The sequence below is a fragment of the Arthrobacter sp. TJ-263 genome (assembly GCF_058269155.1).
In genome coordinates this window covers 1,253,472-1,275,065 of the sequence record NZ_JBZCNE010000001.1, presented here as the reverse complement: position 1 = coordinate 1,275,065, position 21,594 = coordinate 1,253,472, and the positions used below count along the sequence as shown (strand labels likewise).

The 21,594-nt window shown below is 71.8% G+C and carries 16 protein-coding genes; 10 read left to right on the top strand and 6 right to left on the bottom strand.

Annotation, left to right across the window (positions count from 1 at the left end; translation table 11 throughout):
- The first annotated feature begins 132 nt into the window (after positions 1-132).
- The 3 genes from AC4D2F_RS05980 to AC4D2F_RS05970 all read left to right on the top strand — a co-directional run bounded on the left by AC4D2F_RS05980 (position 133) and on the right by AC4D2F_RS05970 (position 5,708).
- Positions 133-2,187 (top strand): acyltransferase family protein, encoded by a 2,055-nt coding sequence (locus AC4D2F_RS05980; protein ID WP_490909848.1) that lies wholly within the window; start codon positions 133-135, stop codon positions 2,185-2,187.
- Between the two features lie 128 nt (positions 2,188-2,315).
- Complete coding sequence (gene guaB / locus AC4D2F_RS05975; protein WP_104166170.1) at positions 2,316-3,842, top strand: IMP dehydrogenase; 1,527 nt, start codon at positions 2,316-2,318, stop codon at positions 3,840-3,842.
- A gap of 36 nt (positions 3,843-3,878) precedes the next feature.
- Positions 3,879-5,708: an ABC transporter ATP-binding protein gene (locus AC4D2F_RS05970; RefSeq protein WP_490909847.1), complete on the top strand. Its 1,830-nt coding sequence runs from the start codon at positions 3,879-3,881 to the stop codon at positions 5,706-5,708.
- 24 nt (positions 5,709-5,732) lie between these two features.
- Here AC4D2F_RS05970 and AC4D2F_RS05965 read toward each other — a convergent pair whose 3' ends face one another.
- Positions 5,733-6,098 carry a hypothetical protein gene (locus tag AC4D2F_RS05965; RefSeq protein WP_104166166.1) on the bottom strand — a complete coding sequence of 122 codons (366 nt, stop codon included), beginning with the start codon at positions 6,096-6,098 and terminating at the stop codon, positions 5,733-5,735.
- 169 nt (positions 6,099-6,267) lie between these two features.
- Here AC4D2F_RS05965 and AC4D2F_RS05960 point away from each other — a divergent pair, with 169 nt between their 5' ends.
- Positions 6,268-7,407 (top strand): GuaB3 family IMP dehydrogenase-related protein, encoded by a 1,140-nt coding sequence (locus tag AC4D2F_RS05960; protein WP_104166164.1) that lies wholly within the window; start codon positions 6,268-6,270, stop codon positions 7,405-7,407.
- Between the two features lie 17 nt (positions 7,408-7,424).
- A complete protein-coding gene (locus tag AC4D2F_RS05955; RefSeq protein ID WP_104166162.1) occupies positions 7,425-7,916 on the top strand; it encodes a PTS sugar transporter subunit IIA in 492 nt (163 codons plus the stop codon).
- Positions 7,917-7,934: 18 nt separating this feature from the next.
- Here the strand turns inward: AC4D2F_RS05955 and AC4D2F_RS05950 are convergent, their stop codons facing one another.
- Complete coding sequence (locus AC4D2F_RS05950; protein WP_490909846.1) at positions 7,935-9,680, bottom strand: ABC transporter ATP-binding protein; 1,746 nt, start codon at positions 9,678-9,680, stop codon at positions 7,935-7,937.
- A complete protein-coding gene (locus AC4D2F_RS05945; protein WP_104166790.1) occupies positions 9,673-11,394 on the bottom strand; it encodes an ABC transporter transmembrane domain-containing protein in 1,722 nt (573 codons plus the stop codon). Before AC4D2F_RS05945 ends, AC4D2F_RS05950 begins: the two co-directional genes overlap by 8 nt.
- A 130-nt stretch (positions 11,395-11,524) precedes the next feature.
- Here AC4D2F_RS05945 and AC4D2F_RS05940 point away from each other — a divergent pair, with 130 nt between their 5' ends.
- From AC4D2F_RS05940 to AC4D2F_RS05925, 4 genes are all read left to right on the top strand, one after another.
- Positions 11,525-12,400, top strand: a complete 876-nt coding sequence (locus AC4D2F_RS05940; protein ID WP_104166158.1) for an SURF1 family protein — start codon at positions 11,525-11,527, stop codon at positions 12,398-12,400.
- On the top strand, positions 12,393-12,881 hold the full coding sequence (locus AC4D2F_RS05935) for a DUF3817 domain-containing protein (protein ID WP_490909845.1): 489 nt from the start codon (positions 12,393-12,395) through the stop codon (positions 12,879-12,881). Before AC4D2F_RS05940 ends, AC4D2F_RS05935 begins: the two co-directional genes overlap by 8 nt.
- Before the next feature lie 60 nt (positions 12,882-12,941).
- Positions 12,942-14,528, top strand: a complete 1,587-nt coding sequence (guaA, locus tag AC4D2F_RS05930; RefSeq protein ID WP_104166155.1) for a glutamine-hydrolyzing GMP synthase — start codon at positions 12,942-12,944, stop codon at positions 14,526-14,528.
- 93 nt (positions 14,529-14,621) lie between these two features.
- Positions 14,622-18,686, top strand: a complete 4,065-nt coding sequence (locus AC4D2F_RS05925) for a DUF4011 domain-containing protein (protein ID WP_490909844.1) — start codon at positions 14,622-14,624, stop codon at positions 18,684-18,686.
- Positions 18,687-18,736: 50 nt separating this feature from the next.
- Here AC4D2F_RS05925 and cpaB read toward each other — a convergent pair whose 3' ends face one another.
- The 3 genes from cpaB to AC4D2F_RS05910 all read right to left on the bottom strand — a co-directional run bounded on the left by cpaB (position 18,737) and on the right by AC4D2F_RS05910 (position 20,626).
- Entirely contained in the window at positions 18,737-19,408 is a 672-nt protein-coding gene (cpaB, locus tag AC4D2F_RS05920; protein ID WP_490909843.1) for a Flp pilus assembly protein CpaB, read from the bottom strand.
- A gap of 100 nt (positions 19,409-19,508) precedes the next feature.
- Positions 19,509-19,844: an FmdB family zinc ribbon protein gene (locus tag AC4D2F_RS05915; RefSeq protein WP_104166151.1), complete on the bottom strand. Its 336-nt coding sequence runs from the start codon at positions 19,842-19,844 to the stop codon at positions 19,509-19,511.
- A gap of 86 nt (positions 19,845-19,930) precedes the next feature.
- Positions 19,931-20,626 carry a 5-formyltetrahydrofolate cyclo-ligase gene (locus tag AC4D2F_RS05910; protein ID WP_490909841.1) on the bottom strand — a complete coding sequence of 232 codons (696 nt, stop codon included), beginning with the start codon at positions 20,624-20,626 and terminating at the stop codon, positions 19,931-19,933.
- A 56-nt stretch (positions 20,627-20,682) separates the two neighbouring features.
- Here AC4D2F_RS05910 and galU point away from each other — a divergent pair, with 56 nt between their 5' ends.
- The gene (galU, locus tag AC4D2F_RS05905) at positions 20,683-21,585 is read left to right on the top strand and encodes a UTP--glucose-1-phosphate uridylyltransferase GalU (RefSeq protein ID WP_104166147.1); all 903 of its coding nucleotides are present in this window, start codon (positions 20,683-20,685) and stop codon (positions 21,583-21,585) included.
- Positions 21,586-21,594: the final 9 nt, after the last annotated feature.

Here is a 21,594-nt window from a genome sequence, read left to right as displayed (position 1 = left end):
CCTCCTAGAGTACGGGGTTCGGGGCGAGGGCGGGGGCCGGCCGGTCCGCCGCGGTGCCGGACGACGACGGCCGGACGGTAATCTGGAGCTTTGCGTCCCTGCCCCGGGCCCGCGCCCGACAGGAGGAACAGCGTGCTCTCCATTCCCCTGACCGCTGCTCCGGCGCCCGCCGTGACGGCGCCCGGGGGCGTCGACACCCGCCGGTTCCGTCCCGAGGTGCAGGGGCTGCGGGCCCTCGCCGTCGCGATGGTGGTGGTCTACCACGTCTGGCTCGGCCGGGTGTCCGGCGGCGTGGACGTCTTCCTCCTCGTCTCCGCGTTCCTGCTCACGGTCACGTTCACGCGCAGGCTCGAGACACAGCAGCCCCTCGCCCTCGTGGCGTACTGGCTCAACCTGCTGAAGCGGCTGCTGCCCGCCGCCGCCGTCGTCCTCCTGTCCGTCCTCGCCGCCACGGCCCTCTTCGTGCCGAGCTCGCGGTGGCGTGCGGTGTTCGACCAGACGTGGGCGTCGCTGACCTACCGGCAGAACTGGGAGCTCGTGGGCAACGCCGTCGACTACTACGCCCTGGACCACAGCGCGGCCAGCCCGCTCCAGCATTTCTGGTCCCTGTCCATCCAGGGGCAGGTGTTCCTGATGTGGCCGCTCCTCTTCGCGGCGGCCGGCGCGCTCGTCGCCGTCACGCGCCTGCGGCCACGGCCCGTGCTGATCGCCCTGTTCGGCGGCCTCTTCGGGGTGTCGCTCGCGTTCTCGGTGTGGCAGACGGGGACGGACCAGGCGGCGGCCTACTTCGACACGCGCGCCCGGCTGTGGGAGTTCGCCCTCGGATCCCTCGTGGCCCTCGCCCTGCCGTACGTCGTGCTCCCGCGGCGGATGCGGGTGGTCCTCGGCTGGGCGGGGGTGGTGATGATGCTGGCGTGCGGCGTCCTCCTGCAGGTGCAGCAGCAGTTCCCGGGCTTCGTCGCCCTCTGGCCCACGCTGGCCGCGGCCGCCGTGATCGTCGCCGGCCGTACGGACAGCCCGGCCGGCGTGGACCGCTGGCTGTCCTCCGGGCCGCTCCTGCGGCTCGGCGGTGCGTCCTACGCGCTCTACCTGTGGCACTGGCCCGTCCTGGTCATCTGGCTCGTCGTCGCCGGGAAGCAGGGGGCCGGACTGCTCGACGGCGCCGTCGTCATCGGTGCCTCCCTCGTGCTGGCCGTGCTCACCACGCGCTTCGTGGAGGAGCCGGTGCGCTCGTGGTCCTGGCCGGCCGCGAAGCGCCGGCGCACGGGCCTCGTGGCCGCGCTGGCCCTGGCCCTCGTAGCTGTCCCGCTCTCCGGCTGGGAGTACCGGGTGCAGGCCCAGGAGGCGGCGGTGGAGCAGCAGACGCGCGCCGACAACCCGGGAGCCGAGGCCCTCCACCCGGGCTTCGAGTACCGGGGCTCGGAGGACGCCCTGGTGAAGCCGCTCGCGAGCAGCCTCGGCGCGGAATGGGCCGCCGTGGACGGGCCGTGCTCGGAGGCCCTGATGCCCGCCGACCCGCGGCTGTCCTCGTGCGTCCAGACGGGGGACGCGGCGACGGCGGAGCGGACCGTGCTGGTGCTGGGCGACTCCCACTCGCAGATGTGGATGACCGCCCTCGGTGCCATGGCCGGGACCAACGACTGGCTCGCCGTCTCGGTGCACCGGCCCAACTGCCGGTTCGTCGATGCGCACGGGAGCGTGGACCCGGAGTGCCAGGCCTTCAACGAGGCCGTCCGCGCCTACGCCCTGGACCTCGCTCCCGACGCCGTGCTCACCGTCGGGACGCGGACGGACTGGAGTTCGCCCGCCGAGGAGGTCCCGGCCGGCTTCGAGGCCGGCATCACGCCGCTCCTGGACGCCGGCATCCCCGTCGTCGCGCTCCGTGACACGCCGCGGTTCGAGGAGGACATGGCCGAGTGCACGGCCCGCCACGCCGCCGACCCCACGGCCTGCGACGTCCCGGCGGCGGAGGTGCTCGCGCCGTCGTCGCCCCTCCTGCCGCTGGCGGGACGCCTGCCCGGTCTCGAACACCTGGACCTGACCGACGTCGTCTGCGCGGGGGCGACGTGCCCCGGCGTGGTGGGGAACGTCCGCGTGTACATGGACCGCGACCACCTCTCCAAGACGTACGTCGAGACGACCGTCCCGGTCTTCGAGGAGCGCTTCACGGCGGCCCTCGGCTGGTGACGTGAGCGCTGTCACCGGAATAGGGGGCTTCCCCGATCCGTTCTAGACTGTCAGGGCCCGCCGGCGCATCCACAGCCGCCGCTCCGGAGCCCCACCCCCCACCGGGCGACATCGAAAGAGGCGCAGCAGTGACCCAGCAGTCAGGCCAGAACGAGACCCACGACCCCTTCGGATTCATCGGCCTGACGTACGACGACGTGCTCCTGCTCCCCGGCCACACCGACGTCATCCCCTCGGAGGCCGACACGTCGTCGCGCATCTCCAAGCGCATCACGGTGAAGACGCCGCTGCTCTCCTCCGCGATGGACACCGTCACGGAGTCCCGGATGGCCATCGCCATGGCGCGGCAGGGCGGGCTCGGCGTCATCCACCGCAACCTGTCCATCCAGGACCAGGCGGACCAGGTGGACCGCGTGAAGCGCAGCGAGTCCGGCATGATCACCAAACCGCTGACCATCGGCCCGGACGCCACGCTGCAGGAACTCGACGAACTCTGCGGGCACTACCGCGTCTCCGGCCTCCCCGTCGTGGACGAGGCGGGTCGCCTGCTCGGCATCGTCACGAACCGCGATACGCGCTTCGTGCTCGAGCGCGACTTCCCGCGCACGCTCGTGCGCGACGTCATGACGAAGATGCCCCTCGTGACCGGTGCCGTGGGGATCAGCGGCGACGACGCCATCAACCTCCTCGCGCAGAACAAGATCGAGAAGCTCCCGCTCGTCGACGACGAGGGGATCCTGCGCGGCCTCATCACCGTCAAGGACTTCACGAAGGCCGAGCAGTACCCGCTGTCCACGAAGGACGACGACGGCCGCCTCCGCGTCGGCGCGGCCATCGGCTTCTTCGGCGACGGCTGGGAGCGCGCCATGGCGCTCGTCGACGCGGGCGTCGACGCGCTCTTCGTCGACACCGCCAACGGCCACAGCGCGGGCGTCCTCGAGATGATCTCGCGCCTCAAGGCCGAGGCGTCCCTGGCGCACGTCGACATCATCGGCGGTCAGGCAGCCACCCGCGAGGGTGCGCAGGCGCTGATCGACGCCGGCGCCGACGGCATCAAGGTGGGCGTGGGTCCGGGGTCCATCTGCACCACCCGCGTCGTCGCCGGCGTAGGCGTCCCGCAGGTCACCGCCATCTACGAATCGGCGAAGGCCGCCATCCCCGCCGGTGTGCCCGTCATCGCCGACGGCGGCCTCCAGTACTCCGGCGACATCGGCAAGGCCCTCGTGGCCGGCGCCGACACCGTGATGCTCGGCTCGCTCCTCGCCGGCTCCGCCGAGGCCCCCGGCGAGCTGGTCTTCGTCAACGGCAAGCAGTTCAAGACCTACCGCGGCATGGGCTCGCTGGGCGCCATGCAGACGCGCGGCAAGAACACCTCGTACTCGAAGGACCGCTACTTCCAGGCGGACGTGACCGGGGACGACAAGCTGATCCCCGAGGGGATCGAGGGCCGGGTCGCCTACCGCGGGCCGCTCGCCTCCGTCGCCTACCAGCTGGTCGGCGGCCTGCGCCAGACCATGTTCTACACCGGCGCGCGCACCATCCCCGAGCTGAAGGCCAAGGGCAAGTTCGTGCGCATCACGGCCGCCGGCCTGAAGGAATCCCACCCGCACGACATCCAGATGACGGTCGAGGCACCCAACTACGGCTCCAAGTAGGGCGCAGCGCGTGGCCCTCCGGGCGGGAGGGCCCGCGTGAGCGGCCTGCCGCAGCCCCAGGCGGCCGCCCGCCGCAAGCTCCGGCTGGGACCGTACGCCCGCGCCGTCGGGCAGGTCCTCGTGGTCAGCGCGAAGGCGTCGCCGGGCGCCGTCGCGATGAAGGTCGCGGGCTCCCTCATCTCGGCGGTCCTGCCGCTGGTCACCACCTACTACGCATCCCTGACGACGACGGCGCTGGCCGCCGCCTACGCGGGGGACCCGGACGCCGGGCGGTCCGCCGTCGTCTACGTGATCGTCACCGCCGTCCTCGGGCTGCTGTGGGGAGCGTTCACGAGCGTGGACCGCTACATCCAGCAGGTGCTGAGCTTCCGGGTCGGCGCCATGGTGGGCGACCGCATGTACGAACGCTTCCTCGCCCTGGACTTCTGGCGGTACGACGACAAGGAGACGATCGACCTCTACGACCGCGCCCGCCGGTTCTCCGACTCCTATGCGCGCGTGCTCGACCGCATCGCCGCCATCTTCACGCAGCTGGTCTCCGTGCTGCTCGCGATCGGCGCGCTGCTCCTGGTCAGCTGGTGGATCGCCCTGATCGTGCTGGTCGCGATCATCCCCAGCGTCTACCTGCAGTTCCGGCTCGCGCGGGAGCAGATGGCGCACTGGAACACGCAGGTGGACTCCCGGCGGCAACGGCGCATGATCGAGAACAACCTCATGAAGCCGCAGCACATCGCCGAGATGCGCCTCTACGGGATCGTCCGGTACCTGATGGACCTGCGCTCCACCCTGAGGGACGCCGACGAGAAGCGGCGCCTCGACTTCCAGAAGCGGTACATCCCCAAGCAGCTGCTGGCGGACGCCCTGCAGTACGGCGCAGAGCTGCTCGCCCTGGTGTGGATCGTGGGGCAGATCATCGCCCGCGCGCAGCCGGTGGGCCAGTTCCTCTACGTGCAGCAGATCGTCAGCCGGGCCCTCAGCACCGCCAACAGCCTGGTGTCCTCGCTGAGCTCCATCGACGAGGACCTCGCGAACCTCAAGGACTACGAGCAGTTCATGGACTTTCCCGTGTCCACGGCGGCGACGGCACGCCTGGAGGACGCGCCGTCCGCCGTCGAACTCCGCGACATCCACTTCACCTACGCCGGCGGCGAGTCGGAGGTCCTCAAGGGCATCTCGATGACCTTCGAGCGGGGGACCCACGTGGCCATCGTGGGCGAGAACGGGGCGGGCAAGTCCACGCTCATCCGGGTCCTCGCGGGCCTGTACCAGCCGAGCCGGGGAACGGTGCTGCTCGACGGCCGGGACCTGCGGGGCATCCGCATCGACGACTGGCACCGGCACCTCGCGGTCATGTCGCAGGACTTCCTGCGGTACGAGTTCGCGACGGCGGAGAACAACATCTACTTCGGCGACGTCCACCGGCCGCGCGACGAGGCGAGGGTGCGCCGGGCGGCACGCGAGGCCGAAGCGGCGGACTTCATCGGGAAGATGCCCAACGGGTTCGGGAACTACGTCAGCAACTGGATGGAGGACCCCCGCGGGCGCAAGGGCAGCGGCCTGTCCGGCGGCCAGTGGCAGCGGCTCGCCATGGCCCGCAACTTCTACCGCGACGCGCCCTTCATCGTCATGGACGAGCCGACATCGGCCATCGACGCGCTCGCCGAGCACCGCATCTTCACGCGACTGTTCGCCGACCGCTCACGGACGATCATCGCGATCAGCCACCGCCTGGCGACCATCGAGAAGGCCGACGTCGTCCACATGCTCGAGGACGGCGAGATCGTGGAGTCCGGGACGCACCGCGAGCTCGTGGCGCTGCGGGGCCGGTACTTCCGGATGTTCGAGAGCCAGCTGCCGGACGCCTGACGGCGTCCCGGTGCCTCCCGGGTCTCACGCCGGGACGTTCTCCGCCTGCTCGTCGTCCTGATGCTCCTCATGGCCGATCGACTTCTCCTCCAGGAACTGGCACAGGGACGCCGCCACGAGGAGCTCCGCGGCCAGCCCGTGCAGTTCCGCGGCGGTCAGCTCGGAGTCCTCGCTGCGGGCGCCGAACGAGATCGACCACCGCGGGTCGCCCACGGCGACGGGCTGCAGGTAGATCTCGGTGCTGTCGTTCCTGAGCGGCACGATCACGAGTCCGGTATCGGCGCCGTCGGCGCCGTCCTGCACCAGCACCGAGATGAGGGCGCCGCCTTCCCGGGTGGTCCTGAAGTCGTCGATCCAGGTCTCCAGGGTCTGCTTGCTGCGGAACGGCATCCCGTCGTCCTTCCCCGTTGGTCCTTCCCCGACAGTCCTTGTCCGAGGTCCAGGATAGGGTGCCCGTGCGTTCCCGCCGGACCGCGGGACCCGGCCGCGCCGTGCGCGGACCGGCCGCCCTTCACGACGCGACACCTGCCGGGAGGGCGCGCTGGGCTAACCTAGAGCAGTGACTTACGAGATCGAGATCGGCCGAGGCAAGCGCGGACGCAGGGCATATTCGCTGGACGACGTGGCGGTGATGCCCTCCCGCCGCACCCGGGATCCGCTCGACGTCTCCGTGCAGTGGCAGATCGACGCCTACCAGTTCGAGATGCCGGTCGTCGCGGCCCCCATGGACTCCGCGATGTCGCCCGCCACCGCGATCGCGATGGGCCGGCTCGGCGGCCTCGGGGTCCTCAACCTGGAGGGTCTGTGGACCCGCTACGAGGATCCGCAGCAGGCCCTGGACGAGATCGCGGGCCTGAGCACGGAGAACTTCAGCCCGGCGGCCACCCGCCGCATGCAGGAGATCTACGAGGCCCCGATCCAGGCCGACCTCATCACGAGCCGCCTCGCCGAGATCCGCGAGGCCGGGGTGACCGTCGCCGGATCGCTCACGCCGCAGCGCACCCAGCAGTTCTACAAGACGGTCCTCGCGGCCGGCGTCGACATCTTCGTCATCCGCGGCACCACGGTGTCCGCCGAACACGTCTCGAAGAACGAGGAACCGCTCGACCTCAAGAAGTTCATCTACGAACTCGACGTCCCCGTGATCGTGGGCGGCGCGGCCGGCTACACCCCGGCACTGCACCTGATGCGCACCGGTGCGGCCGGCGTGCTCGTCGGCTTCGGTGGCGGCGCGACGACGACGACCCGCCGCGCCCTCGGCATCCACTCGCCGCTCGCCTCCGCCATCGCCGACGTCGCCGGAGCGCGGCGCGACTACATGGACGAGTCCGGGGGGCGCTACGTCCACGTCATCGCCGACGGCGGCATGGGCGCCAGCGGCGACATCGTCAAGGCCATCGCGATGGGCGCCGACGCCGTCATGCTCGGTTCCGCGCTCGCCCGCGCCGAGGAGGCGCCCGGCAAGGGATGGCACTGGGGCCAGGAGGCCCACCACCCGGAACTGCCGCGCGGCGACAGGGTCAACATCGGTACCGTCGGGCCCCTGCAGGAAGTGCTGTGGGGACCGTCCCACCACACGGACGGCACCTCGAACCTGATCGGGGCGCTGCGGCGGGCGATGGCCACCACCGGGTACTCGGATCTGAAGGAATTCCAGCGGGTGGAGGTAGTCCTCTCGCCCTACGTCTCGGTCGACTGAACCCCGAAAGGCACCCCGTGAGCGAGAAGCCGCTCGATCCGCACGACGCCGACCTCACCACGCCCGACCTCGTGATCCTCGAGATGGAGGCGACCTCCAAGGAGGAGGCCGCCGCCCAGCTCGCGGGACGGCTGTACGACGCCGGCAGGCTCTCGGACCTCCAGGCCTTCCTCGACCAGGTCAACTCCCGCGAGCACCAGATGGCGACGGGACTGCCCGGCGGCGTCGGCCTGCCGCACGCACGCAGCGAGTACGTCAACCAGACCTCCATCGCCGTCGGGGTGACGCGCTTCGGGTACAGCCTCGACTTCGGCGCCGTGGACGGTCCCGCCACCCTCGTCCTCCTCATGGCCACACCCGCGCAGTCCTTCTCGGAGCACCTGGAGGTCCTCGCGACGATCGCCCGCAGCCTGTTCAAGGAGAACTTCCGGGAGTCGCTGCGCCGTGCCCACGACGCCGAGGTGATCTCCGAACTGATCAACTCCTCGCTGGTGTTCCACAACCACTAGCGGCGAGCCCGCGGGCGGCTACTCGCTCCGCCACGAATGCCACAGGGACGCGTACGCGCCGTCGAGCGCGAGCAGGTCCTCGTGCGAGCCGAGCTCGGTGATCCGCCCGTCCTCGACGACGGCGACGCGGTCGGCGTCGTGCGCCGTGTGCAGCCGGTGCGCGATGGCGATCACGGTCCGTCCCTCGAGGACCGCGCTGAGCGATCGTTCGAGGTCGCGGGCGGCCTGCGGATCGATCAGGGACGTCGCCTCGTCGAGCACCAGGGTGTGCGGGTCGGCGAGGACGAGCCGCGCCAGCGCCAGTTCCTGGGCCCGCGCTGGACTCAGCTCGAACGCCCCCGAGCCCACCTCCGTGTCCATGCCCTCGGGCAGCTGCTTCACCCAGTCGAGCGCCCCGACGCTGCGCAGGGCGTCCTCGATCTCGCCGTCGCCCGCGTCCGCCCGGCCGAGGCGCACGTTGTCGGAGACGGAGCCGACGAACACGTGGTGTTCCTGCGTCACGAGCGCCACCTCGCGGCGCAGGTCGTCGAGCGGCCGGTCCACGAGCGGCACGCCGCCCACCGTGACGGAGCCCGACGTCGGCGGGTGGATCCCGGCGATCAGGCGCCCCAGCGTCGACTTGCCGGCCCCCGAGGGCCCGACGACGGCGAGGCGCTCGCCCCGCACGAGCGTGAGGTCGACGCCGTGCAGCACGTTGTGCCCGGGGCGGTAGGCGTACGTCGCGGCCGACACGACGATGTCCTCGTTCGCCGGTTCCGCCGTCGTCGCCTCCCGGTCCGGCTCGACCCCCTTGATGCCGACGATCCGCGCCAGCGACGCGGCGCCCACCTGGATCTCGTCGGTCCACATGATGAGCAGGTCCACCGGGTCGATCAGGCGTACCGCGAACAGGGCCACCGCGGCCACGGCTCCGGGGGTGACGAGGCCCTGGCCGGCGAGCCAGCCGCCCCAGAGGAGGACGGCGGCGGCGGGCAGCCAGAAGGCGACGTCCGCGGCGGGGAACAGGACGGAGCGCAGCCACAGCGTGTAGCGCTCCGCCCGGTAGCTGCTGCCGAGGGCGTCGTCGAGGTCCGCGCGGCGCAGCCCGCCGAGGCTGAGGGCGTCCACCGTGCGGGCGCCCTCGATGGTCTCGGTGATCGTCCCGTTCACGACGGCGTAGGTCTCGCGTTCGCGCATGTACCCGCCGGCGCTGCGCCGCAGGTACCAGCGCGTGACGGGCCAGAGCAGGGGCAGTCCCACGAGGAGGGCCAGCGACAGGACCGGGGAGGTGACGACGGCGGCGCCGAGCGTCAGGACGATGGTCACCACCGAGACGACGACCTGCGGCACGCCGAAGCGCACCGTGTGGGACACGGCGTCGATGTCGTTGGTGGTGCGGGCCACGAGGTCGCCCGTGCCCGCCGTCTCCACCGTGGACAGGGGGAGTGCCGTGACGTCCTCCATGAAGTCCTCGCGCAGTTCGGCGAACACGCGTTCGCCGAACACCATGCCGGACCGGACGGCGTACCGGCGCAGCACCGACTGCACCGCCAGGAACGCGAGCATCCCGGCCGATACGGTCGCGACGAAGCCGGGCGTCGTGCCCGCCGCGAGTGCGTCGACGAGGATCCCGAGCAGCAGGGGGCCGGCGAGCCCGGCGACGGCCGATCCGACGTACAGGGCGATCACCGCTCCGAGGCCCCGCCGGTGATGGCGGATCAGGCGGAAGGCTTCGTCGCGGACCGTGGCCGGCGCGGCGACGGGAAGTACGGCCGTGCTACTCACTGCGGATCACCACATCCCGATAGGCGGGGTTGCCGGCCATGAGGTCCGTATGGCTGCCCTGCGCGGCGACGCGGCCGTTCTCGAGGAAGACGACGCGGTCCATGCTGCGCAGCAGGAGCGGGCTCGCGCTGACCAGGACGGTCGTCCGGCCGTCCTGGCGCCGCGCCCCGGCCAGCCGGGACGCGATGCGCTGCTCCGTGTGGGCGTCGACGGCGCTCGTCGGCTCGACCAGGACGAGGTTCTCGGCCCCCGTCAGATAGGCGCGGGCCAGGACGAGGCGCTGCCGCTGACCCCCCGAGAAGCCCCGACCCCGTTCCGTCACCGCGTGGTCGAGGCCGCCGTCGAGGCCGTCCAGGATGTCGAGGGCGCTCGCGGCCTCGAGGGCCGCGAGGATCGTGCCGTCGTCGTGCCTGCCGTGCGGGTCGAGCTGCCGGCGCAGCGGCCCGCTGAAGAGCTGGGGGCTCGCCTCGCTGACCACGATGCGCCCGCGGACGGCAGCGAGCGGCACATGCCGCAGGTCGGCGGTGCCCCACCGGACACCCGCCTCCTCGAGGACGGCGTCCTCGAAGCGGCCGAGGCGCGTGACGGCGTCGGTCGCCTCCGCGGGGTCCTTCGAGACGACCGCGGTCAGCAGGCCGGGTTCGACGACGACGCCGGAGCGCTCGTCGACGAGGACGGAGCCCGACGGCGGGGCGGGGACCGGCGTCGTGGTGTCGGCGACATCCGCCTGGACCGCGAGCACCGCGAGGATCTTGCGGGCGCCCACGTGCGCGCGGATGAAGCGCGCTACGGAATCGGCCGCCGCCCGGATGGGCGTCATCAGGAAGATCGAGAAGCCGTACAGGGCCACGAGTTCGCCGGGCGTGATGTCGCCCGAGAGCACCAGGGACGCCCCGACCCACGTGAACACCACACTGAAGGTGCCCGCGATGAAGACCTGCGACGCCTCGAGGTCCGCGAGGGAATGCGCCACGCGGATGCCCGAATCGCGGGTCCGGGCGGATTTCGCCCGGTACCGGTCCACGAAGATGTGCTCGCCGCCGATGCCGCGCAGGACGCGCAGCCCGGCCACGGTGTCCGCGCCGACCGCCGTCATCCTGCCGGACGCCTCACGCTGCTCGCGCTGCCGCGCCTGCAGGGGGCGCACCACGAACAGGAGCAGTCCGCAGCACACCGGGACGCCCGCGAGCACCACGACGCCGAGCACGGGCGAGGTCTGCCAGATCAGGACCGTCACCACGAGCCACGCCGCGGCCGCGCCGGCGAGACGCGTCAGGACCTCGTAGACCTCGCCGACGCGGAAGGCGTCGGAGGCCGCCGTGGAGACGACCTCCCCCGTGGGCAGCGCCGCGGGCAGCGCATCGCCGGTCCTGCTGATCGTGTGGCCCACGAGGCGGACGGAGCGGAACGCGGCCTGCATCCAGTTGCTGACCCCGGCGCGGTGCGTGGCGGTGTCGGAGACCGCCTGGACCACCATGAGGCCGAGCAGGACGCCGGCCCAGGCGACGAGCGCCGGATAGTCCGCGCCGATCACGCCGTCGTCGATGGCCCGGCCGAGCACGAAGGGCATGACGGCCTGCGATGCCATCCAGACGGTACCGAGCAGGATCCCGGCGGCCAGGGTCGCCTTCTGGTGGCCCGCGAGCCACAGCAGGTAACGCGCAGGCGAGCGCAGATCCGGGGGACCGGTGAGGGGGTAGGGATAGGAGCGCACGAGGATCAAGCGTAGACCGTATCCGGGCCCAGTGATAGAGATATCCCAATCAGTTTTTCCGGCCGCGTCCGGAGGGCCCCGGCGCGGGCGCCATTCGTTGTTCTACACAGGCACGAAGTACCGTTAAGGGGTGTTGAAGACCGCGCTCAAGCCTCGATGGATCCTTCTGCTGATCCTCGCGATGGCGATCGCCTCGGTCTTCGTGCTCCTCAGCCAGTGGCAGTTCAACTCCTCGCGGCAGGCCCCACCGCCTGCGCCGAGCGCCACCGAGGACGTACGGCCCCTGGCCGACGTCCTCCAGCCCCTCACCCCCCTGTACGCCTCCGGCGCCGACCAGATGGTCTCGCTCGACGGCGATTTCCTGCCGGACACCCGCACCCTGGTCCAGGACCGCCTGCGCGACGGCGAGGACGGTCTCTGGGTGATCCAGGCGTTCGCCGTCGACGGCGCGGAGGCCGGGGGCGCCGCGCAGGGTGCCGTCATCCCGATCGTGCTCGGCTGGGTGCCCGCGGCGGAGGACGTCGCCTCCCTGCCCGAGCAGGACGGCCCGGCCGCCGTCGTCGGACGCCTCCTGCCGCCCGAGGCGCCCCTGGTGCAGCGGCCCGTCGAGGGCCAGGTCCCCTCGCTGTCCACGGCCGAGCTCGCCAACCGGTGGGACGTGCGCGCCTATGCGGCCTTCGTGGTGGCGACGACGGTCACCGCCGGGGGAGCGGATGTGCCCTTCGCTGCCGGCATGCAGCCGGTGGTCGTCGGTCCGCAGCCGCAGGAGACGCCGATCAACTGGCTCAACATCTTCTACGCGATCGAGTGGTTCGTGTTCGCGGGCTTCGCGTTCTTCCTGTGGTGGCGCCTCGTCGCCGACGACCACCGCCGCGCGCTGGAGGACGCCGCCGACGCCGCCGAGGAGGCAGGGACCCAGCCCGCGTCCGGCACCCCGTCCGATCCGACGCCTGCATCAAGCTCCGAGATGAGACCCGACACCGAAGGCGGAACGCACCGTGACTGAGCCAGCTCTCGACCCGACCACCGGACCGGGCCGCCCGCCCGCCACGGGCACCCCGAAGCGGCGGTTCGGCGGCACGCATGCCCAGATCCGCTCCGCCCTGGCGTTCTACAAGGTCCTCGCGTACGCGACGGGTGTCATGCTCCTGCTCGTCGTCGTGGAGATGGTCGCTAAGTACGGGTTCGGGACGGAGATCGTCGCCGGAGGAGGCGCGCCCCTGCAGTTCCTGCCCGAAGCCGTCGCGCAGACGGCCGGGGGACTGAATCTCTCGACCACCGTGCTGATCGTCCACGGCTGGCTGTACGTGGTCTACCTCATCGCCGACTTCCGCCTCTGGCAGATCCTGCGCTGGCCCTTCGGCCGCTTCGTCCTGATCGCGCTCGGCGGCGTGGTGCCGCTGCTGTCGTTCGTCGTCGAGAAGCGGATCCACCGTCAGGTGGAGGAGGACCTGGCGGCCCACCCCGAGGCCGCGTCCCGCTACTGAGCGGCTTCACAGAGGCCCGCTGATGCGGTCCGGCCCGCGTCCGCGGACTATTGTTGACGGGTGACTACCCCCGAGAACGGCTCCGAACACCGACCTGTCCTCGTCGTGGACTACGGCGCACAGTACGCCCAGCTGATCGCGCGCCGGGTCCGCGAGGCCGACGTCTACTCCGAGATCGTGCCGCACACCCTGAGCACGCAGGAGATCCTCGCGAAGAACCCCGCGGCGATCATCCTCTCCGGCGGGCCGTCGAGCGTCTACGCCGAGGGTGCCCCCCGCGTCGAAGCCGACCTGTTCGAGGCCGGCGTGCCGGTGCTCGGCATCTGCTACGGCTTCCAGGCGATGGCGGACGTCCTCGGCGGCACGGTCGCCAGGACGGGCCTGCGGGAGTACGGCTCCACGGACGTGCGTTCCGACGGCGCGGCCCGCTCCATCCTCAGCGGCACCCCCGAGCACCAGAATGCGTGGATGAGCCACGGCGACAGCGTGCAGTCCGCTCCCGAGGGCTTCGAGGTCCTCGCCAGCACCGCCGGTGCGCCCGTCGCGGCCTTCGCGAACGAGGACAAGGCGCTCTACGGCGTGCAGTGGCACCCCGAGGTCAAGCACTCCCAGCACGGCCAGGCCGTCATCGAGAACTTCCTCTTCCGCGGCGCGCGCCTGGCCCCGAACTGGACCACCGGCAACATCCTCGAGGAGCAGGTGCAGCGCATCCGCGAGCAGATCGGCGATGCCCGCGTGATCTGCGGACTCTCCGGCGGGGTCGACTCCGCCGTGGCCGCCGCACTCGTGCAGCGCGCGGTCGGTGACCAGCTCACCTGCGTGTTCGTCGACCACGGGCTGCTGCGAGAGGGCGAGGCCGAGCAGGTGGAGCGCGACTTCGTCGCCGCGACCGGCGTCAAGCTGTACGTCGCGAACGAGCAGCGCCGCTTCCTCGACGCACTGGCCGGCGTCTCCGACCCCGAGACCAAGCGCAAGATCATCGGCCGCGAGTTCATCCGCGCCTTCGAGGAGGCCGAACGGGCCATCATGCGCGAGGCGGAGGCGGACGGCGAGTCCATCCGCTTCCTCGTCCAGGGCACGCTCTACCCCGACGTCGTCGAATCCGGCGGCGGCGAGGGCGCCTCGAACATCAAGAGCCACCACAACGTGGGCGGGCTGCCCGAGGACCTGCAGTTCGAACTCGTCGAACCCCTCCGGGCCCTGTTCAAGGACGAGGTACGCGCCGTCGGCGCCCAGCTCGGCCTGCCGGCGGAGATCGTGGGACGGCAGCCGTTCCCCGGGCCGGGGCTGGGCATCCGGATCGTCGGGGAGGTCACGGAGGAGCGGCTCGAGCTGCTGCGCACGGCGGACGCGATCGCCCGTGCCGAGCTCACGGCGGCCGGGCTCGACAACGAGGTCTGGCAGATGCCCGTGGTCCTGCTCGCGGACGTCCGCAGCGTCGGCGTGCAGGGGGACGGCCGCACCTACGGACACCCCATCGTCCTGCGGCCCGTGTCGAGTGAGGACGCCATGACCGCGGACTGGTCCCGCCTCCCGTACGACCTGCTCGCGCGGATCTCGAACCGGATCACCAACGAGGTGGACGGCGTCAACCGCGTGGTGCTCGATGTGACGAGCAAGCCGCCGGGAACCATCGAATGGGAGTAGTCGCGCTCCGGGGTGGGCATCAGCCCACTCCGGTCCGCCCGGGCCGCGTTGCTATCCGCGGGGTCCGGACGCTTTTCGGATAGCTTGGAAGACATGCCCATCTGGTCGAGATCAGCACGAGACAATGCAGGGAAGAAGGCGGCGGTGCCGGAGCAGGACCAGCGTGACGCGGCGGGAGAGCCGGAGGATCAGCCGCAGCAGGGCCGGCCGGTCGCCGCGCCGGAGCAGCAGCCGGCGCCGTCGCCCGCGGGCCCGGCCGCCCAGGACTTCCTCGAGCCCTGGCTCGAAGGGCTCGGATCGCAGGCCAGCGGGGACACCCTGCTCCACTTCCGGCCCTCCGCCGGGACCAGCATCGACCTGACCCATGCGCACCCCTCGGGCCTCGCACAGCTTCTCGCAGGACGCCGGACGAGGCTGTCCACCCTCCTCCGGGACCCGGTGCAGTACAGCGCTGCCAAGGCGGCCGCCCGCGCCCTCCGCGCCAAGATCTTCGAACTCGGGACCGAACGCGGGATCGACGTCGGCTACCTGGCCGCCGGCACGGCGTCCTGGCGGTCCGTGGACGACTCCGGGCGTTCCCAGACCCTCAACGCCCCCGTGCTCCTGACCGCCGTGTCCCTGACCGTCCACGCGTCGCAGGACGACTACGAGCTCCAGATCACCGAGCAGGCCCGCATGAACCCGGCGCTCGTCCGGCACCTGCGGAACCAGCAGGGCCTGCAGGTCGACCCGGCGGGTATCGCTCGCCTCGCCTACGGGACAGCCCGGTTCGACCCGCATCCGGTCCTCGAACGCATGCGTGTGCTCAGTGAGGGCGTACGCGGCATGTCGGTGGAGCACCGCATCCTCGTGTCGACCTTCGCCGACCTCGCCGGGGTGAGGGGCGATCCTGCCCTGCGCCCCGAGCACCCCGTGCTGGCGGCGCTCATGGCGTCGGCGCGCGGTGACGAGGAGGCCGCCGCGTCGCTCACGACGGCGGCCGACGGACTCTCGTTCCCGGCACCCGACGAGTGTGATCCCCAGGACGAGCTCCTGATCCTCGACGCGGACCGCGCCCAGCAGGAGGTCCTCGACCTCGCGTCCGCCGGCGTGAGCGTCGTCGTGGCCGCTCCGCCCGGGACGGGCCAGACCCAGACGGCGCTCAACCTGGCGGCCAGGTCCGCCGCCGCGGGCCGTCGCGTGATCGTCGCCGCCGAGCGCCGGGGTACGCTCAACGAATTCGTCCAGGACCTCGACGGCCTGGACCTCGGCTCCCTCGTGCTCCAGCTCGGCAGCCAGACCGGTCCCGCCCAGCTGCGGGAAGCCGTCATCCGGGCCCTGGTCCGGAACGAGAAGGCGGCCGAACCGTCGCTCGGGACCCTGCACTCCACGCTCAGCGAACACCGGCACCAGCTGATCGAGCACGTGCGCAGCCTGCACAACGTGCGCAGCCGGTGGAGCTGCTCGCCGTACCAGGCGATGCAGTCCCTGGCCGGACTCACCGCGCTCGACCCGGCGCCGTCCACCACGGTGCGCCTCAAGCGCAGCGTCCTCGACTCCATCCCCGACCGTCGGGAGCTCACGGAACGCCTCCAGCGGGCCGCGGAACTGGGCAGCTTCAGCAAGGCCTCGACCGAGAGCCCCTGGTACGGCGCGCAGCTGCTCAATCGCAAGGAGACCGAGCACGCGCACGGCCTCGCCGAGGAGCTCGCCACCGGGATCCCCGCGCTGCGCGGTGAGGTGCAGCGCGTCGCGGAACACTCGCACATCACCCTCGGCGAGAGCTTCAGGGAGTGGGGGGAGCAGCTCGAGCTGCTCGTCGCCGTGCGGGGCAGCCTCGACAAGTTCACGCCGGACATCTTCGACCGCCCCGTGACGGACCTCATCTCGGCCACGGCGCCGTCGGCATGGCGGAAGGAACGCGGCATCGAGATGAGCTCGATGACGCGGTCCCGGCTGCGGCGCGTGGCCAAGGAGTACATCCGGCCGGGCGTCCACATCTCCGACCTCCACAGTTCGCTGCTCGAGGTGCAGGAGCAGCGCACGCTGTGGACGCGGTACGCCCTCACCGAGCGCCACCCCTCCGTGCCGACCGGGCTGGCCGAGATCCACGCCTCCTACCGCGACGTCGAGGGGCGCCTCGCCGAGCTCACCGCCATCCTGCGGCCCACGGCGGAGCACCCGGACCTCGCCGGACTGGCCCTGGACGGCCTCGAGGCCCTGCTGCGAGACCTCGCCGCGGACAAGGACACGCTGGAGACGCTGCCCGAGCGCACGCTGCTCCTCGACGAGATGCGCGAGCAGGGCCTCGCGGAACTGCTCACCGACCTCGCAGCCCGGGAGGTGCCCGCCGACCGCGTGGGCTCCGAGCTCGAGCTCGCCTGGTGGCAGTCCGCCCTCGAGGCCATGATCAGCGGGGACGACTACCTCGCGATGTCGGACGGTGCGAGCCTCCGCAAGCTGGAGGCCGAGTACCGGCTCGCGGACAACGCGCACATCGCCTCCGGATCCGCCCGGGTCCGCTGGATCCTCGCGGACCGCTGGCGTGCCGCGGTCGAGGGCCACCCCGAGGACGCCGCACGGCTGCGCCAGGAGCTGAAGGACGGCACCCTGACCCTGGAGGTCTTCGCCGCCCTCCACCGCGACCTCGTGGCGGCGCTCCTGCCCATCTGGGCCGTGAGCCCGCTGACCGTCCGGGGCGCGGTGCCCGGGGACTACCGGTTCGACACCGCCGTCATCCTCGACGGCGAGTCGATGTCCCTGCAGAGCGCGGTGCCGTGTGTGGCCCGCTCCTCGCAGACCGTGGTCTTCGGCGACGACCGCCTGGCCGCTCCCACCCGCTTCAGCATCGAGGTGCAGTCCGCCGACCGCGCCTCGGCCCTCGAGCCCCTGCCCAGCGCCTTCGACGCGCTGCGTTCGGTCCTGCCCGTGCGCGGACTGACCGAGGTGTACCGCGGTGTGGACCGCGGCCTGGGGACCTACCTGAGCGAATCGTTCTACGACGGGAAGCTCACCCGCCTGCCGCAGGCCTCCGAGGTCACCGGGGAGGGCCGCGGACTCGTGGTCGAATACCTTCCGAACGGGACCGGGATGCCGAGCTCCGAGCACGACGGCGTGGAGAGCGTCGACGTCGAGGTCAACCGGGTCGTCGAACTCGTCTTCGAGCACATCCGCCGCCGTCCGGGCGTCTCCCTCGCCGTGGTCACCGCCAGTGCCCGGCACGCCGCGCGGGTCGGGGAGGCCATCCGCCTGCAGATGGCGGAGTTCCCCTGGGCCGCCGGGTTCTTCACGCCGGGCCGGGAGTCCTTCCGGGTGGTGCCGGTGGAACGAGCCGGAGGCCTGGTCCGTGACGACATCATCTTCTCGCTCGGCTACGGCCGCACCCCCCACGGGCGTACCCTGCACTCCTTCGGACCGCTGTCGGGTCCCGACGGGCGCCGCAACTTCGTGATGGCCATGACGCGTGCCCGCCGGCTGCAGCACGTGCTCACCTGCTTCGAGCCCTCCGACCTCGACCCCGACCGCCTCACCGCCGGCGCCCTGGACTTCTTCGAGCTGCTCCAGCGCGAACTCGGCGGCGACGCCGGCCGGAGCAGACCCACGTCCGGAAGCAACGAGGACCCCCTCGTCGCGGACCTCGTGGACCGGCTGCGGCACCGCGGCGCCGAGGTGTGGGACCACTATGCGGGTGTCCTGGACATCGTCGCGGTGCGGCCCGCCGACCTCCGGGCGGACGGGAGCGCCGCTGCCGCGCAGGACGAACGGCCCGCACCGCTGGCCATCGAATCGGACGGCACCGGCCGCTACAAGTCCATGTCCGTGCGGGAGCGCAGCAGGCTCAGGCCCCAGATCCTCGAACGCATGGGGTGGCGCTACATGCCGCTGTGGACCATCGAGGTGTTCACGGACCCGGACGGCTGCGCGGAGCGCGCATCGGCGCTCATCGGGCTGCCGCCCCGCGATCATGCAGACCAACCGACGCCACGGAAGGACGCCGACAGGATGAGCCGCGACGACCAGCAGCCGGACCGCGGCGCCGCCGCGGGCCAGGCGTCCCCGAAGGATTCGGGGCCGGCCATCCCGGCGACCGCGGGGGAGGACGACCCGCGGGCCTGGGGCGACACCCCCGATGATCACGACGCGTGGCTCAAGGAGCAGCGGCCGCCGCACTGGGGCTGAGCGCTGCATCCGGCGGCACAAGGGGACGGCGGGACGGCGGAGACGCGCGCTCATGAGCCGGTGGTGAGGACGAGGTGCACGTCCCCGGCGCTGGAGGCTCCGGCGAGCGTCGCGGCGTCCTCCGGGCCGGCCGCGACGACGACGAGCCCGCCGTCGTCCCCGCCACCGGGCCACGTCCCGCTGCCGGCCTCCGGCGCGGTCCACAGGACGGCGACCGACCGGGCGAGGACCGTCGAGTCGCCCGGGACGTCGAACCCGTTGCCGGTACTGAGGATCACGTCCACGCGCTGCCCGGGGGCCAGGAGCTGGACGGTGGCGGCATCGGCCGGACGGAGCGGGACCGCCACGGTGCCCTGCGCCATTCCCGTCAGCAGGCCGTCGCCGACGAAGGCGGTCCCGGAGAACGGGAAGCCTTCCGGCAGGGGCGTGGCCAGCTGCCGACCCACCACCTCGTCGGCGCGGCGCAGGGTGCCGGCGACGACGGCCTGGTCGGGGACCCGGACGATCGCCACGTCGGCGTCCGTGAGGACGGTCCCGACGGCGAGGTCGCGGGCCGCACTGACGACCGGCGTCGTCGGGTAGTCCTCGCCGACGATCGCCTCGACGGCGACGCCTGCGGCAGCACACAGGAGGAGACACGCGAGGAGCCTCCGGCGTCGATGCAGCATCCGGTGGAGGCGGTGCCTGAGAGGGGCGCCCCGGGGGCGGCGGACGGTGTGCATGGACCGACGCTAGGCGGTGGTGTCCCGCCCGACGGGCCGTGCCGCTGCTATGTGGACATCAGCCGGCATCCGCGGCCGTACACGGATGACGGTCCGACGGTCAGGAGGCGGCGCGGTCGGCGCCCGCCGAGGCCGGGGCAGCTCCGGAGGAGGAGCCGGCGGACGCGCCGGCGGTGCTCGGCACGCTGGAGGACTCCGAGGACCCCGACGACGGCACGGCGGGAGCGGCGGGTGATTTCGCATCCGTGCTCGACTTCGTGTCGCGGGAGTCGTTGCGGTAGAAACCCGAGCCCTTGAAGACCACGCCCACGCTGTTGAACTTCTTCCGCAACGCGCCGTCGCACACGGGGCAGACGGTCAGGGAGTCGTCGGAGAAGGACTGCTGGATATCGAAGGTGTGGCCGCAGTCCTTGCAGGCGTAGGCGTACATGGGCATGGAGATCCTCCTGGACAGGCTTCGTGGTCCCCGGCAGGCACGCTTCCAGCACACGCTGTTGGCACTCTCCGGGGTCGAGTGCCAGTCTACACCGGCGGGCGGCGTGTCCCGGTGTCCAGCACCCCGTCGGCGGTGAAGACGCCCTGGAGGGGCTGGTCGTAGGGCTCGGCCGGGATGGCGCCCGCGGGCAGGACCTCGGAGCGGTAGACGGCGCCGAGCCGGGGGACCGCGCCGAGCCGGGGGACCGCGTCCGGCCGACCGAGCGGATGCCGCGCCAGGAAACGGTCGTAGTAGCCGCCGCCCTGACCGATCCGGTGCCCGGAGCGGTCCACGGCGAGGGCTGGGACGAGGACGAGGGCGACGTCCGGCAGGTCCTCGAACGCCTGCCGTGGCCCGGTGGGCTCGAGCACCGGGGCGCGAACGGAACGCCGGAGCGGGACGCCGGGGGCCCAGGCGGTCCAGGACAGCTGGTACCCGGGCTCGCAGACGGGGACGGCCAGGCCGTAGCCGAGACGGTGCAGTTCGCGGAGCAGCGGCGCGGTGTCCGGCTCCGGGTCGAGGCCGAGATAGGCGGCGATCGTGGGGCGGCGGGATGCCGGGTCCGCGGACCGGCCGGCGGTCCCCCCGAGGTACTGCGTCACGACGAAGGCCAGCGCCTCCGACTGCCGCTGCCGGTCGACCGGGTCCAGCGCGGCGCGGGCCTCCCGGAGCGATCGGCGCAGCCGGGCCTTGTCCGGGCCGGCAGCTGCTGCGGGCCCGGTAGCACGAGGAGAAGAGCTCATTCCACCATTGTGCCGATCGCCCGGGAAACGGGGGCCCGTTATGTAGTGTGGTTCCCATGACTTTGCGATCACGCGTGACTAAGGCCGTCATCCCCGCGGCCGGGCTGGGAACCCGCTTCCTTCCCGCAACCAAGGCGATGCCGAAGGAGATGCTCCCCGTCGTCGACAAGCCCGCCATCCAGTACGTGGTGCAGGAGGCCGTGGACGCCGGCCTGTCCGACGTCCTGATGATCACCGGGCGTAACAAGCGCGCCCTCGAGGACCACTTCGACCGCGTCCCCTTCATCGAGCAGACCCTCGAGGACAAGGGCGATCACGACAAGCTCGCCGCGGTGCGGCGCCCCTCGGAACTCGGCGACATCCACTACCTGCGCCAGGGCGACCCGAAGGGTCTCGGCCACGCCGTGCTGCGCGCCCGGCTGCACGTCAACAACGAGCCGTTCGCCGTCCTGCTCGGCGACGACCTGATCGACGAGCGCGATCCCCTGCTGGAGACCATGATCGAGGTGCAGGCGAAGACCGGCGGGTCCGTCATCGCCCTGATCGAGGTGGATCCCCAGCAGATCAGCGCCTACGGCTGTGCGGACATCACCGAGATCGACGGCGAAGGCCACGTCCGTGTGAACCAGCTCGTCGAGAAGCCCGCCGTCGAGGACGCGCCGTCGAACCTCGCCGTGATCGGCCGCTACGTCCTGCACCCCCGCGTGTTCGACGTCCTCGAGACCACCGCACCGGGCCGCGGCGGCGAGATCCAGCTGACCGACGCCCTGCAGACCCTGGCGAGCGCCGAGGGCGAGGGATCCGGTGTCTACGGTGTGGTGTTCCGCGGCCGCCGCTACGACACGGGCGACAAGCTGAGCTACCTGAAGGCCGTGGTGACGCTCGCATCGGAGCGCGAGGACCTCGGTCCGGACCTCCGTGCCTGGATCAAGGACTTCAGCAAGAACATCCCCGAGTAGTCCGCCGTG

Coding starts and splice junctions, on each gene's coding strand:
- AC4D2F_RS05965 (WP_104166166.1), bottom strand. CDS start 6,098: ATGCCGTTCCGCAGCAAGCAGACCCTGGAGACCTGGATCGACGACTTC.
- AC4D2F_RS05910 (WP_490909841.1), bottom strand. CDS start 20,626: ATGAGCTCTTCTCCTCGTGCTACCGGGCCCGCAGCAGCTGCCGGCCCG.
- AC4D2F_RS05915 (WP_104166151.1), bottom strand. CDS start 19,844: ATGCCCATGTACGCCTACGCCTGCAAGGACTGCGGCCACACCTTCGAT.
- cpaB (WP_490909843.1), bottom strand. CDS start 19,408: ATGCACACCGTCCGCCGCCCCCGGGGCGCCCCTCTCAGGCACCGCCTC.
- AC4D2F_RS05925 (WP_490909844.1), top strand. CDS start 14,622: ATGCCCATCTGGTCGAGATCAGCACGAGACAATGCAGGGAAGAAGGCG.
- galU (WP_104166147.1), top strand. CDS start 20,683: ATGACTTTGCGATCACGCGTGACTAAGGCCGTCATCCCCGCGGCCGGG.